The organism is Aliidiomarina celeris, assembly GCF_003316875.1.
Classification (GTDB): domain Bacteria; phylum Pseudomonadota; class Gammaproteobacteria; order Enterobacterales; family Alteromonadaceae; genus Aliidiomarina; species Aliidiomarina celeris.
Genome location: NZ_QMIL01000001.1, coordinates 715,721 through 729,568 on the forward strand (window position 1 = coordinate 715,721; position 13,848 = coordinate 729,568).

General features: G+C 51.1%; 12 protein-coding genes. 7 read left to right on the forward strand and 5 right to left on the reverse strand.

Annotation, left to right across the window (positions count from 1 at the left end):
* The first annotated feature begins 296 nt into the window (after positions 1–296).
* From DQW12_RS03340 to DQW12_RS03370, 7 genes are all read left to right on the forward strand, one after another.
* Positions 297–1,937 (forward strand): anthranilate synthase component 1, encoded by a 1,641-nt coding sequence (locus DQW12_RS03340; RefSeq protein ID WP_232819867.1) that lies wholly within the window; start codon positions 297–299, stop codon positions 1,935–1,937.
* Positions 1,934–2,542: an aminodeoxychorismate/anthranilate synthase component II gene (locus DQW12_RS03345; protein ID WP_113906425.1), complete on the forward strand. Its 609-nt coding sequence runs from the start codon at positions 1,934–1,936 to the stop codon at positions 2,540–2,542. The genes DQW12_RS03340 and DQW12_RS03345 overlap by 4 nt, the downstream gene beginning before the upstream one ends.
* Positions 2,535–3,539, forward strand: coding sequence for an anthranilate phosphoribosyltransferase (gene trpD, locus DQW12_RS03350; protein WP_113906426.1), 1,005 nt, complete (start codon positions 2,535–2,537; stop codon positions 3,537–3,539). The genes DQW12_RS03345 and trpD overlap by 8 nt, the downstream gene beginning before the upstream one ends.
* Positions 3,536–4,978, forward strand: coding sequence for a bifunctional indole-3-glycerol-phosphate synthase TrpC/phosphoribosylanthranilate isomerase TrpF (trpCF, locus tag DQW12_RS03355; RefSeq protein ID WP_113906427.1), 1,443 nt, complete (start codon positions 3,536–3,538; stop codon positions 4,976–4,978). The genes trpD and trpCF overlap by 4 nt, the downstream gene beginning before the upstream one ends.
* Entirely contained in the window at positions 4,975–6,162 is a 1,188-nt protein-coding gene (gene trpB, locus DQW12_RS03360; protein ID WP_113906428.1) for a tryptophan synthase subunit beta, read from the forward strand. Before trpCF ends, trpB begins: the two co-directional genes overlap by 4 nt.
* Complete coding sequence (trpA, locus tag DQW12_RS03365) at positions 6,162–6,992, forward strand: tryptophan synthase subunit alpha (RefSeq protein WP_113906429.1); 831 nt, start codon at positions 6,162–6,164, stop codon at positions 6,990–6,992. Before trpB ends, trpA begins: the two co-directional genes overlap by 1 nt.
* 145 nt (positions 6,993–7,137) lie before the next feature.
* Positions 7,138–7,803 (forward strand): response regulator, encoded by a 666-nt coding sequence (locus tag DQW12_RS03370; RefSeq protein ID WP_113906430.1) that lies wholly within the window; start codon positions 7,138–7,140, stop codon positions 7,801–7,803.
* On the opposite strand, the gene DQW12_RS03375 is transcribed toward DQW12_RS03370, so the two are convergent.
* From DQW12_RS03375 to DQW12_RS03395, 5 genes are all read right to left on the reverse strand, one after another.
* Positions 7,777–9,588 carry a hybrid sensor histidine kinase/response regulator gene (locus DQW12_RS03375; protein WP_113906431.1) on the reverse strand — a complete coding sequence of 604 codons (1,812 nt, stop codon included), beginning with the start codon at positions 9,586–9,588 and terminating at the stop codon, positions 7,777–7,779. The two genes, DQW12_RS03370 and DQW12_RS03375, sit on opposite strands and share 27 nt — an antisense overlap.
* Before the next feature lie 11 nt (positions 9,589–9,599).
* Positions 9,600–10,769 carry a nitric oxide-sensing protein NosP gene (gene nosP, locus DQW12_RS03380; protein WP_113906432.1) on the reverse strand — a complete coding sequence of 390 codons (1,170 nt, stop codon included), beginning with the start codon at positions 10,767–10,769 and terminating at the stop codon, positions 9,600–9,602.
* An 80-nt stretch (positions 10,770–10,849) separates the two neighbouring features.
* Entirely contained in the window at positions 10,850–12,370 is a 1,521-nt protein-coding gene (gene exaC, locus DQW12_RS03385) for an acetaldehyde dehydrogenase ExaC (protein ID WP_113906433.1), read from the reverse strand.
* Between the two features lie 112 nt (positions 12,371–12,482).
* The gene (locus DQW12_RS03390) at positions 12,483–12,734 is read right to left on the reverse strand and encodes a hypothetical protein (RefSeq protein ID WP_113906434.1); all 252 of its coding nucleotides are present in this window, start codon (positions 12,732–12,734) and stop codon (positions 12,483–12,485) included.
* Between the two features lie 13 nt (positions 12,735–12,747).
* Positions 12,748–13,812, reverse strand: a complete 1,065-nt coding sequence (locus DQW12_RS03395) for an AI-2E family transporter (RefSeq protein WP_113906435.1) — start codon at positions 13,810–13,812, stop codon at positions 12,748–12,750.
* Between the last annotated feature and the right edge of the window lie 36 nt (positions 13,813–13,848).

Here is a 13,848-nt window from a genome sequence, read left to right on the forward strand (position 1 = left end):
TGACAGCCTCACCGGAGAAATGTAACTTGCGCTTGTACAACTTGGCGGCGCACATATAAAACCCGCTGTTTTTCAAAAGGATCAAGCCCATGTTCGTTACTCAACATGCACAGTCAAACAAACATCAGTGGTGGTGGCATCTGCAAAATTGCGGGTGGAACACTGTTGTGGGCGAAATCAAAAAACAAGCGTAAGCTAAGCCAACACAAGAGAAAATTCCGAAACCCGCTGCTACAGCGGGTTTTTTTTTGCCATGTAAACATTGAAACCGTAAACAAACTTGAAGAGAACTTAATATGCCCGACTCAGTAATGCTCGAACATATACAACTTGGAGAGGTTGTTCCCGTAGTGTTGTCTACACCCTACCACCAGGACCCGCTAGCCACACTTGCAAGCTTGCGCGACGGCGGCGAACATCTTCTGCTGGAGTCGGCGGAGATCGATTCTCGTGAAAATTTAAAGAGTATCTTACTGGTCGACCCTTCCGTTCGTTTAGTTTGTAATCAGCAAACTGTTCGGGTAACCGCGCTAACCGACAATGGCCGTTGCATTGTAAGCTTTCTAGCCGAGCACCTCGCTCCCTTAGTGGCAGAAGGAAGTGTTGCGCTAGCATGGATAACTTCCGCTGAACTTGAGTTGGAGTTTCGTTTGCCCGCCGCGCATTTAAATGAGCGTGAGCGCTTGCAAGCCGTGAGCAATGTCGCGCCGTTGCGTATTTTACAGCAACAACTGAAATCCCTGCGCGAGCACCCTTTTGCCATATTTCTCGGCGGAGTGTTTGCGTATGACTTTTACGCCACCTTTGAGTCGTTGCCAGCGCCCAGTGAAACACCTGAAAATACCTGCCCCGACTATCAGTACTATTTAGCGGAAACCCTGTTGGTTATTGACCATCAACAACGTTCCGCAGAGTTGGTCGGCTCCCTCGCTGGCGGTGAACTCAGCGAAAACGGCGTAGTGAGCAAACCACAACAACGTTACCAAGGATTATGCCAACGCATGGGCGAAATTCTAAGCCGCGTGCAAATCGTTAGCGCGCCCGAAACGAAGGGGCACAGCACCACACCAACGCAGGTAACCGCAACGCCGAACAACAGCCAATTTGTGCAACACGTACGCGAACTCAAAGAGGCGATTGTTAATGGCGACATTTTTCAAGTGGTTCCCTCCCGTCGTTTTCGCCTTGCCTGCCAGAACGGTCTTGCCAGCTACGCCGAATTGAAAAAGAACAACCCAAGCCCTTATATGTTCTACCTGCAAACTCAAAACTTTGAGCTATTCGGCGCTTCACCCGAATCGGCACTCAAGTTCACCGCAGCCTCGCGCCAAGTCGAGCTTTATCCCATAGCTGGAACCCGAAAACGAGCACGCAATGCACAAGGTGAGCTATTGGCCGACCAAGACTCTCGTATTGAGCTGGAACTACGCATGGACAGTAAAGAAATGGCCGAGCACATGATGCTTGTGGATCTCGCTCGCAATGACCTTGCCCGCATCGCCGAAACGGGATCGCGTTATGTAGCAGACTTACTCAAAGTCGACCGTTATTCCCATGTAATGCACCTCGTGTCACGAGTGGTGGCAACACTGCGGACTGAGTTCGACGCGCTCGACGCATACCGCGCCTGTATGAATATGGGCACACTGGTGGGCGCACCTAAATTAAGTGCGGCAGCGCTGATTCGTGGTGTCGAGCGTCAGCGTCGTGGCAGTTATGGGGGCGCAGTAGGCTACCTAAAAGGAAATGGCGACATGGACACCTGCATTGTTATTCGTTCGGCGTTCGTTGCCAATGGCGTTGCCATTGTGCAAGCCGGTGCTGGGGTAGTGTTCGACTCCAACCCGAACTTGGAGCTCGCGGAAACAGAACAAAAAGCAGCAGCCGTTATTGCCGCTATTCAAACGGCGAATCAACAACAGGAGGCTGCATTATGAGCCGTGGAACTTTGGTAATGCTCGACAACCAAGACAGCTTTACCTACAACCTCGTCGACGAACTTGCGCAACTTGGCTATGCACTCGAAGTGTATCGCAACACTGTGTCGTTGCAGGTCATTGAGCAACGGCTAGCGGAACTCAAGGCACAAGGCCAAGTTGCGCTCATTCTGTCGCCTGGCCCGGGCCACCCCAACCAAGCGGGCGTGCTTATGGAATTAATTGCCAGTGCGGTTGGCCGTTACCCGATACTCGGTATTTGCTTAGGGTTTCAAGCACTGATTGAGCATTTTGGCGGTACTGTTGGGCGCTGTTTTGAAACGGTGCACGGCAAGTCTGCCCTTATTGAAACCCAAGAGCATGCTATTTTCAAAGCGCTCAGCAGCCCGCTCAGCGTAGCTCGCTATCACTCATTACAGGCACTCACCGTTCCACCCGCGGTGAATATTGTGGCACAAGTGAACAACATTCCCATGGCCTTCGTACATGAACACAAACCCGTCGTAGGATTCCAGTTTCATCCTGAATCGATAATGACCATTCATGGCAGCGCCTTATTGAAAAATACGATCGAATATTTATTACAGGAGAAGGCTCATGCATGAACTTGCTGTGGTATTGAGCGGACATTCCCTCTCGCAAGCACAAACGGAAAAGCTCTTTGGGCACTTGATCAGCGGTCAGCTTACCGACGCACAAATCGCCGGTTTATTAATGGCAATGAAAATACGCGGTGAACTGCCCGAAGAAATTGCCGGCGCAGCACGCGCGTTGCGTGCGGGAGCAAAGCCATTCCCGCGCCCAGAACAGCGCCTTGCAGACACCTGCGGTACTGGTGGTGACGGCAGCAACACCATCAACATTTCTACGTCAGCCGCGTTGGTTGCGGCCAGCATGGGCATGCCCATTGCAAAACATGGAAACCGCAGTGTGTCGTCACGCTCCGGCTCTGCCGACGTACTCGAAGTACTGGGTGTGCCGCTAGAAGGTTCGCCCGACGACAACCGTCGGTTGCTTGACCAATATGGTTTTTGCTTCTTATTTGCCCCGCATTACCACCCTGGGGTACGCTACGCCATGCCGGCGCGGCAAGAGCTCAAAACCCGTACACTGTTTAATTTGTTGGGCCCATTAATTAACCCAGCGCGGCCAGACATTCAATTACTCGGGGTTTATGACCCAGCGCTTTGCGCACCCGTTGCCGAAACCTTGCGTTTACTGGACTGCCCGCGGGCCATGGTGGTGCACGGTAGCGGCCTCGACGAACTGGCGCTGCACGGACAAACTACAGTGACTGAATTACAAGACGGCGAATTAACCCATTACCAACTTAGCCCCGAAGACTTTGGCGTTCCGCGCAGCGACATTAGCGCCCTTCGCGGCGGTGACGCGGAAAAAAATGCCCGCCTGCTAAGCGCAGTGTTTGGCGGTGCCGGCGACGCCGCCCATCGGCATGCCATTGCCATGAATGTTGCCGCAATTTCCTTCATGAATGGTCGAGTGTCGTCGCTCAAAGAAGGCACCCAAGAAGCACTCGAACATTTATCGAGCGGCAAAGCCCTCGAACACCTTTATGCATTACAAGAGGCAGCACGCGCATGAGCGATGTATTAACAAAAATTGTCAAGCAACGAAAACAATCGCTGCAGGCCCTGCAACAGCAGTATCCCGAAGCACAAGTGCTCGCGGCGGCGCAGCAATCTGTTTTGGCTCCCGCCCAGCGCCAACCGCGGAGCTTAACCTCAAGCATACGCGCCCATGCACCTGGTTTTATTTTAGAGTGTAAAAAGGCGTCGCCGTCGAAAGGGATCATTCGCCACGCGTTTAATCCGGTGGCTATTGCAAAAACCTATGCGCCCTATGCGGCCGCAATTTCAGTACTCACCGAACCCGATTTTTTCCAAGGAAGTTTCGACTACCTTCAGGCGGTCAGTGAGCAAGTGCAGCTACCGGTATTGTGTAAAGACTTTATATTCACGCCATATCAAGTTGCACTGGCTCGGTATTTTGGTGCCGACGCCATTCTGCTCATGCTGTCTGTGGTATCCGACGAACAATATCGATCATTGGCCGAGCTCGCTCGCTCCTTGCAGCTTGAAGTACTTACCGAGGTGTGCAATGAAGAGGAAATGGCACGCGCAACCGCGCTTGGAGCAACCCTCATTGGTATTAACAATCGTGATTTAAAAGACCTTAGTATCGACTTAAAACGTACGCAAAAACTACGCGCCAAAGCGCCTCAAGGCGCGGTTGTTATATCTGAATCAGGCATTGACAGTAACCGCCAAATTCGAGAACTCAGCGCTTTTGCTGACGGCTTTTTAGTGGGCAGTTCGCTCACTAGCCAAGCCGACGTTGGCCGCGCCTGTCGTAAGCTTATTTACGGTGAAAATAAGGTTTGTGGGCTCACCCACCCGCATCAAGCATTGGTGGCGGCTAGCAGCGGAGCACTCTACGGCGGCTTTATTTTCGCCCAGCGTTCACCGCGTGCAATCGAGCTCACGCAGGCGGCACTGATTGCCAACGAAGTACCACAGTTAGACTATGTGGGTGTTTTCAGCGCCGACGACTTTAACGACACCGACATGGTAGCGGCCATTACCCGCCACCAGCGAGAACTGCAATTAGCCGCAGTGCAACTGCATGATTTAGAGCCGAATAGTGAGCGCTGCACCCATATTCTTGGCTTACTTAAAAATCAGTTACCTGCTTATTGTGAAATTTGGTTTGCACTCTCGGTTCGGGCGCCGCTCACGGCACTTCCAGAACTGAAAGCAGACCGCTATGTGCTCGACCATAGCACGGGCGGAACGGGGCAAACTTTTAATTGGAACTTTTTACCCGAAACCGAACGCCACCGCATTTTCCTTGCCGGTGGGCTTGGTATCGACAATGTTGAACAGGCCATAGAACTTGGCTGCAAAGGGCTCGACTTTAACTCCAAGTTAGAACACAGCCCCGGCCAGAAAGACAGCAGCAAAATTCGTCAGTTATTTCGTAAAATACGCCACTATCGCGCAACTTCGGAGCCGTTATCATGACTCAAATACCCGCTTACTTCGGAGAGTTTGGAGGCCAGTTTGTGCCTGAAATTCTCTTGCCTGCGCTCGATCAACTCGAGCAAGCATTTTTAGATGCTCAGCAAGACGAAAGCTTTCAAGCCGAGTTTAAGAATTTATTGAAAACTTACTTAGGGCGCCCAACACCACTTACACTGTGCCGAAACATTACTGCCGGAAGCCCCGTAAAACTTTACTTAAAGCGTGAAGATTTACTCCATGGCGGCGCTCATAAAACCAACCAAGTACTCGGCCAAGCGCTACTTGCTAAACGCATGGGCAAAACCCGCATTATTGCTGAAACCGGGGCCGGCCAACATGGCACTGCTACAGCACTGGCGTGCGCACTATTAGACCTTGAGTGCATTATTTACATGGGTCGAAAAGACGCCGAGCGCCAGCAGCCCAATGTGTTTCGAATGGAACTCATGGGCGCCAAAGTAGTGCCGGTCGACACGGGCAGTGGCACCTTGAAAGACGCGGTTAACGAAGCCATGCGTGACTGGACAGCAAGCTACCCCACCACCCACTATTTACTCGGCACTGCAGCAGGCCCTCACCCCTTCCCCACCATTGTGCGTGAATTCCATCGCATGATCGGTGCCGAAGCCAAAGCGCAGGTTTTAGACGCCGAAGGCCGTTTACCCGACGAAGTGATTGCTTGTGTAGGCGGCGGTTCGAACGCTATTGGTATGTTCGCTGAGTTTATAGACGAGCCAAACGTGCGCTTAACGGGTGTAGAACCTGCGGGCCACGGTATCGACAGCGGCGAGCATGGCGCCACACTGAGCGCGGGTAAACCGGGCGTATTACATGGTTGTCGCTCATTCTTAATGCAAGATACCGACGGCCAAGTGGAAGAAAGCTATTCTGTTTCTGCCGGTCTCGATTACCCAGGGGTAGGCCCGCAGCATGCACATTTGAGTAGCATTGGCCGCGCGCAATACACCAGCGTAACGGACCAAGAGGCCTTGGCTGCTTTTCGGCTGATATCGGAAAAAGAAGGCATTATTCCTGCACTAGAGACCGCTCATGCGCTCGCTTATGCGCTGAAGCGCATTGAGTCGGCGACCAAGCCCGAAATTTTAGTGGTTAACTTGTCAGGCCGTGGCGACAAGGACATTGATCATGTTCGTCGTATTTTCGCAGCAGAAGGAGATGCATAATGGCGAGTGAACGTTATCAACAGATGTTTAGTCGTTTGCAAGCTCGCAATGAAGGCGCTTTTGTGCCCTTTGTGACCCTTGCCGATCCAAATATAGAATTATCCGAGCGTATTATTGAATGCTTGCTCAGCAATGGAGCCGACGCCCTCGAGCTCGGTTTGCCCTTTTCCGATCCCGTCGCCGACGGACCGGTTATTCAAGCAGCCAATATTCGCGCGTTAGCCAACGGTGCTAAAATGAGAGCCTGTTTTGAGCTCTTAGCACGGGTTCGCTCACGCCACTCAGAATTGCCCATTGGTTTGCTGGTGTATTGCAACTTGGTGCATGCTCAAGGCGTTGAGGCTTTTTATCAGCGTTGTGCTGAAGCCGGTGTCGACTCGGTATTGATTGCCGACTTACCGTTGCGGGAGCGCCAGTTTTACCAAAGTGCCGCACAAAAACATGGCGTACAGTCAGTATTTATTTGTCCACCAGACGCCTCTAGCGAACTGCGCCAGCGTGTGGCCGAGGCAAGTGAAGGCTACGTGTATTTATTAAGCCGAGCGGGCGTAACCGGCGCAGACACAGCGCTTCATTTACCCGCTACTGAGGCGATTGCCGAGCTTGCGGCAGCAAAGAGTGCACCGCCGTTACTCGGCTTTGGTATCAGCCAGCCCGATCATGTGAAGCAAGCGATTAAAAGTGGTGCCGCAGGTGCCATTAGTGGTTCAGCCGTGGTACGCATTATTGCCGAGCACTTGGACAATCCAGAGCGGTTACTCGAACATCTGGGTGAATTTGTCGTTCGTATGAAAGCGGCTACGTTAATCGATCACGAAGCCGCCGATTAGTCTTGTTCTGAAATTTATATGTACGGGAGCCTTGGGTTATCTCACGCGCTCCCGATCAGGCTTGCGGCATCATCTAAAGGTTTAAGTTCTGCATAAACTTGTGTAAAACAAGGTTCGAAAGTAAACGAACAAACACGGAGTTGGTGTGAGTACCATTATAGTGGCCGATGATCATCCCCTTTACCGCGACGCGGTAAAGGATGTCATCGAAGGATACATAGAGCACGATCGTTTGCTACAGGCGGGCAGCCTCGAGCAAGTTTTTCAACAACTGAGTGTACATCCGGACACAGACCTGGTGTTACTCGACCTCAATATGCCGGGCATGAACGGTCTCGCCGGTTTGAGCGCCCTGCGTACACGTTATCCGGCGACGGCTGTGGCCATGATGTCGGCCCACGACGAGAAAGCAACAGTGCTCGATGCCATACAGCGGGGTGCCGCGGGTTATATTTCCAAGTCACTGGAACGCAAAGCGCTTGCGCATGCATTACAGCAGCTACTTAAGGGTGAAATGTATTTACCGGCGGCAAGCTTTACTCACTCAGCTGCGACAACGACAAGCCCGGCCAGTGAAAGCACTCAACGCGAACTACAACGCGCCCAACAATGTCTTACCGAACGCCAGTATGAGGTTTTTTTAATGCTCGCTGAAGGCGCAAGCAATAAGGCGATAGCGGAGCGCTTACATGTTGCAGAAACCACTGTAAAAACCCATGTATCAGCTATTCTGGAAAAGCTAGCGTTGGAAAACCGTATGCAAGCCGGTTTACTCGCGAGTCGGTTACTTGCCCAAATCCGTACCGAGTAACTGTTGTAACTGCGCACGTAGCTTTATGGGGCGCACTGGTTTGTACAGAACGGCAAGCTGCTCGGTATTCAATTGCTGCTTAAGCTCAGCACTGTGATTTGCAGTAATCATAAGAAACCGTGTTACCGTGTGTTGCCGCCATTTTTTAATCCAAGCCAGTCCATTGCCTTCGCTGGTAAAACTAGTGTCGAGCTCTTGTGCCTGCTTTAAGTGAAAGTCAACCAGCACCACGTCGAATCCAGCCACAGACGCAGGTGCCACGGTGAACACCTCTACCTGATACCCCCAGCTTGTAAGCAAGGTTTGCATCGCCCGACACACCACCGGGTCATTGTCGACCACAGCGATTCGCGCACCGCCAGTGCCTTGAGAAAGCTTATTTAACGACAGTGCTAACGCTGCTGCTTGCCCCTGCGGGGCATCAATAATAGGAACGCGCACCGAGAACATTGAGCCTTCAGCAGGCCGCGACACCACCTCAATGGAATGACCAAGCAGCTGCGCTAATTTCTCAACGATCGCTAAACCTAGCCCTAAACCATTTTGCGAGGCAGCTTCTGCATTCGGCAAGCGATGAAACTCGCGGAAAATATGAGGAAGCGCCTCTGCAGAAATTCCTGCACCATTGTCGAGCACTTGTATTTCTACATAGCGCTTACCCTCGATTACGCGGCGCCTGCTGCCAAGCAAAACCTTCCCATTCGTGTTGGTATAGCGAAACGCATTGCTGAGCAAATTTCGTAATAACCGATTCAATAGCGCGGGGTCCGTTTTTACCCACAGCTGTTGCCCGAAGCAACGAAACTGTCGTTGCTTTTGCGCCGCAATGGGCGCATGTTGTTCCGCTAGATTGGCCAACAAGTCGGCAAGCAACACGGGCTCTGGATGCGCTTGCAACACACCAGCGTCGAGTTTCGAAATATCAATCAGGGTGCGTAACAACTCTTCTACCGCATCTAAAGAACGTGCTGCGGATCCCACCAATTGTTGCATAGGTTCCGATAAGGGCTGCTCTTCCATTGCACCATGAAAGAGCCGTGCGGCATTAAGTGGTTGTAATAAGTCATGGCTTACCGCCGCCAAGAACTTTGTTTTCGATAAATTTGCCTGCTCCGCCGCCTGCTTGGCTAGCTCTAGTCGGCGTCGGCTTTGCTCTTCACTGCGCTTTAAATCAGTAATGTCGGTGTACAGTAATACCCGACCGCCGTCGCCGGTTAAACGCTCACTCAGTTGTATCCAATGGCCATTGGTGAGCTGGTATACACGGCTCTTATTTTCGTTGTCACGTTGCCACTGCCGTACCAAGTCGTATTCTTTTGCCTGCAATTGCAAGCGGGCACGCGGCATACCAATTTCAACTTTTAAACCGAGATCCTGCCAGTATTCACGAAACCGATGATTAAACAACCGAATGCGTTGCTCTGCATCAAAGAGTACAAAGGCATCAGAAATACTTTCAATGGCATCTACTAAGCGCCGATGCGCTGTGCGTGCTGCAAGATTTGCACGCCGTAAACTCTCATTCGAGCGTCGTAACGCGTCGGAAGTATGCGACAACTGTGCGGTGCGTTCACGCACTTGCTCCGCCAGCACCGCAGCATGCTCAAAAGCAGCATAGGGGGCAGCGGCGGCACTTGCATTGCCACCCGCGCCGCTTTCTTCAATACGCTCTATGAGTGCATGATTAATTTTCTGCAAACGCCGCAACGCCTCACGCTGCTCTGCAATGACCATGTAGGCGTCGGCTAAGTTGCTCGGCAATTTTTCTTGCTCAATGTCTTTCATGAGTTGTCGCCTCAGCGCGAGTGAAACGCGGGTTGCGCCAGCACCACCCCGGTAAAGGTTTGATTCACATGAACACCCTGAATATGCTCGCCATAAGTGGTAAACCCTGCCACTCGGTGTGCTTGCAATAATGTGGACGCAGTATCGAGCTGATCTAGAACTTGGCTTTCTAACCGGCGTAAAACGCAGTCACAGGCAATCGTCATCAACGGCGTACCCAACCGCGACTCAATGTCGATTAACTTCGCTTCAAGTAACGGCAATAACGGCTCACATTGCATACGTGTTAACACTGCGCCATTGCCCACTGCACAATAAAAGGTAAGGCTGCCGTCGTTGTTCACGCGCTGAATCGAGCGCACATAGAATTCTTGCCCCACCTTCACCGCCAATGGGTGCAAGGCGAACAACTCCGCACTCAATTCATGTTCATCCACCCCTAACGACTTTGCATAAGCGCGGGCGGCGGGCTCCGCATTCAGCTCGAACACGGTACGGGTTTCCGCATCGGCTTCGGTCACCACCAGCTTCTCTGCAAGCGCCGACATGTGCTGGGTGGAAAAAACCTCGAACGCCAGTTGCGTTCGCACGAATAGAATGACCGCTGCGTCGGTGTGAAAGCGGCCATTAAAAAATACATGGGTCGTTCGCAATTGGTTATCGTCGCCGGCTGAGCCGCCAAAATGGGGGATCTTCCCCAGCGCACTTTGCAGCGCAACCAGCACCGTTTCTTCTTGGCTCGACAAGCCGTCGAGTAGTGTAATCGCAAATACATTGTCATCGCTTACCCGTTGAGGGTCCTCGCGGCTACTCCGTAATAGGCGATCGACAAGTTGCTGTCCGCGCACCAAATTAAAGTCGTGTAAATGCGAAATCCCTTCAATATGCAATTGAAAGCTAGACTGAAAGAAAATCACCGCACACAAGGTTCCATTTTCGTAGCCTTGCTCAGTAATTTCACCCGCGGTCGTGCAACCCGCCACAGGGAGCTCAGCAAAGTAATCGGCGAAACCTTGTTCAAGCTGTTGCAGATCGTATTCTGCGCTACAAAAAAACAAGACACCGCAAGGGCTATCGCTCTTGTATTCCTTCACCAGTGCGAGTTGCTCTGCGATATCTTGTACTGCGTGATAGCCGTTCTTCTTCGACGACCGCACACTCACTAAATGGGCTTGGTTCACATGATACCTCGGGCGAAATGGAATGCACTCAAGGTAACCTACTCGCTCACCAATTTAAAGCACGCGGCCGCAGGCTTGGGTTAGAAAAAGCCCATAGGATCGGTGCTATAACTCACCAGCATATTCTTGGTTTGCTGATAGTGGTTGAGCATCATCAGATGGTTTTCGCGCCCCACACCCGACTTTTTATAGCCACCGAAAGCAGCATGCGCCGGATAATGGTGATAACAGTTCGTCCACACCCGACCCGCTTGGATGCCACGGCCCATGCGATACGCCCGATTCATGTCACGTGTCCACAAACCCGCTCCCAAGCCGAACTCACTATCGTTGGCCAATTCCAAGGCTTCCGCTTCGTCTTTAAAGGTCGTCACCGACACCACAGGACCAAAAATTTCCTCTTGGAACACCCGCATTTTGTTGTCGCCTTTAAACAACGTAGGCTGAATGTAGTAGCCACTCGCAAAATCGCCGTCGAGTTGTTCTTTGTCACCGCCCATCAGCACTTCTGCGCCTTCTTCACGACCAATGTCAAAGTAGCTCATAATTTTCTCGAACTGCTCTTGCGACGCCTGAGCACCTACCATCACTTCTGTGTCGAGAGGGTTACCGCGTTTAATTTTTTTAGTGCGTTCAATTACTTTTTCAATGAACTTGTCATAAATGGTGTCTTGTACCAACAACCGCGACGGGCAGGTACACACTTCACCTTGGTTAAAGAAGGCCAACACCACCCCTTCAATACATTTGTCGAGGTAGTCGTCTTCGTAGTTGTAAATGTCGGCAAAGAATACGTTTGGCGACTTACCGCCAAGCTCTACCGTAGAGGGGATAATATTTTCTGCCGCGCACTTCAGAATATGCGCACCCACAGGTGTAGATCCGGTGAAGGCAATTTTTGCAATCCGTTTACTGGTGGCTAGTGCTTCACCGGCTTCTGCCCCAAAACCGTTCACCACGTTCAGCACACCTTTGGGTAATAAGTCCTCTATCAGCTCAATAAACTTAAGGATAGACCAAGGCGTTTGCTCTGCTGGTTTGAGTACCACGCAGTTACCTGTAGCCAATGCCGGCGCAAGTTTCCAGGCGGCCATGAGCAACGGAAAGTTCCACGGAATAATTTGCCCCACCACACCTAGCGGCTCGTTAAAATGATACGCCACCGTATTGTGATCAATCTCACTGCTGGTACCTTCTTGTGCACGAATAACACCAGCGAAATAGCGGAAGTGATCAACCGCCAATGGAACGTCGGCATTCAGAGTTTCACGTACCGCTTTACCATTGTCCCAGGTTTCAGCGACAGCAATGGCTTCAAGGTTTTGTTCCAGCCGGTCGGCAATTTTAAGCAGCAAGTTAGAGCGCTCGGTTACTGACGTTTTGCCCCAAGCGTCTTTCGCAGCATGCGCAGCATCAAGTGCTTTGTTAATGTCGTCTGCGTCTGAGCGTGGAATGCGACAAAAGGCTTTGCCGGTTACCGGCGACACATTGTCAAAATAGTTGCCGTTTACCGGCGCAACCCATTCACCATTGATAAAGTTTCCGTAAGTTTCTTTCGCGTTAATTAACGCACCCTCTTGGTTCGGTTGTGCATAAATCATTTGTACATGCCTCTGTTAAGCTGAAAATGAACTACAAATTCAGCCTAATCAATCCACTTCGGCGAGGCTATTGTGCGAAAGAATGATTTTACTCTCCTCCCAAAGGAGGAGATTAAACAAAAATATTGATTACAGACGGGGGTTGCTGAATGTTAACTGTGCTTTTCAAATTATCGAAGGGGTAGCGCACGTCGGCGCGATTTAAGTCTTTGTTGGCTTTTAAATAGTCGGCCACACGGGTACGTTCGCGGGACGGCAGTTTGCGCAAATTCTCTTGCTGCTCAAGCTGCCCTTGAAAACTATTGCGCTCAGCAAACACTGCACTTGCCGTGCGCCACAATGGTCCCGTCGACACATCAATCATTCTTCACTCTCTTTTAGTTGTCTTTCAGCTCTTTTTCAGCGTCGCTACCGAGCATTTCGTCGCCACCAAGCATAATAGCTATCCAGCGGGTACTGGGGTTGTCTTGTAAGGCAATTTTAACCAGCATGGTAAGTGGAACCGACAACAGCATACCCACAGGCCCCAATAACCAGCCCCAGAATATCAAGCTCAAGAACACCACCAGGGTAGACAACCCCAGTCGTCGCCCCATTACTTTAGGCTCAACTAAGTTGCCCATAATAACGTTAACGACCAAAAACAATAAAGCTACAGCGCCAGCCATTGCTGGGTGAAACTGAACCAGTGCCAATAACACCGCAGGAATAGCAGCAATAATGGAACCAATATTAGGAATATAGTTGAGTAAAAAGGCCAGTACGCCCCACAACACGAAGTGATCAATACCCAATACCCACAAGCCAAAACCAATCGACAGCCCGGTAACAAGGCTTATTACGGTTTTAAGCGCTAGATACTTGTTAATCGAATAGAGCAAGGCGCGTAAAGACTCTAAATTCTTCTCTGCACCGTCGAAAGCAAGCGCCAACTTTCTTGGCATTTGTGCCGCCTCACCCAAAATAAACACCACGATCAAAATCACCAAAAACACGTTGGTCATCATACCGCCAAGGCCCGACAGCATGTTCATCATCAGGCTCATAATGCGGCTTGGATCGAGTTGGTTTTGCAGCACCTCTTCATTCACGTCTATATTCACATGCGCCAAGGTTGCCACAATCCAATCGAATTGGTGTGTAAGCCCCTCACGATAGGTTGGAAAACTTGCCGTAAACTCACTCACCGACTGCACGATAAGCATAGTGAGCGCAAAACCAAACACCGAAATAATCAGGAACACCGTGGTAATCGCCAGCCAGGTGGGTAATTTGCGTGAACTGAACCAAAACAGCACGGGCTGCATAATAATAGAAATAAATACAGCAAGCAGGAGCGGAACAATAATGATACTGGCAGCTTTAACCCCAGCTAACACAATAATGACCGCAGCAGCGACTAGAAATACGCGACTCGCAGAGCTTAAAGACGAGCTATCCACCGGTTTATCTCCTGAATATGTTTAATCACGCAAGAT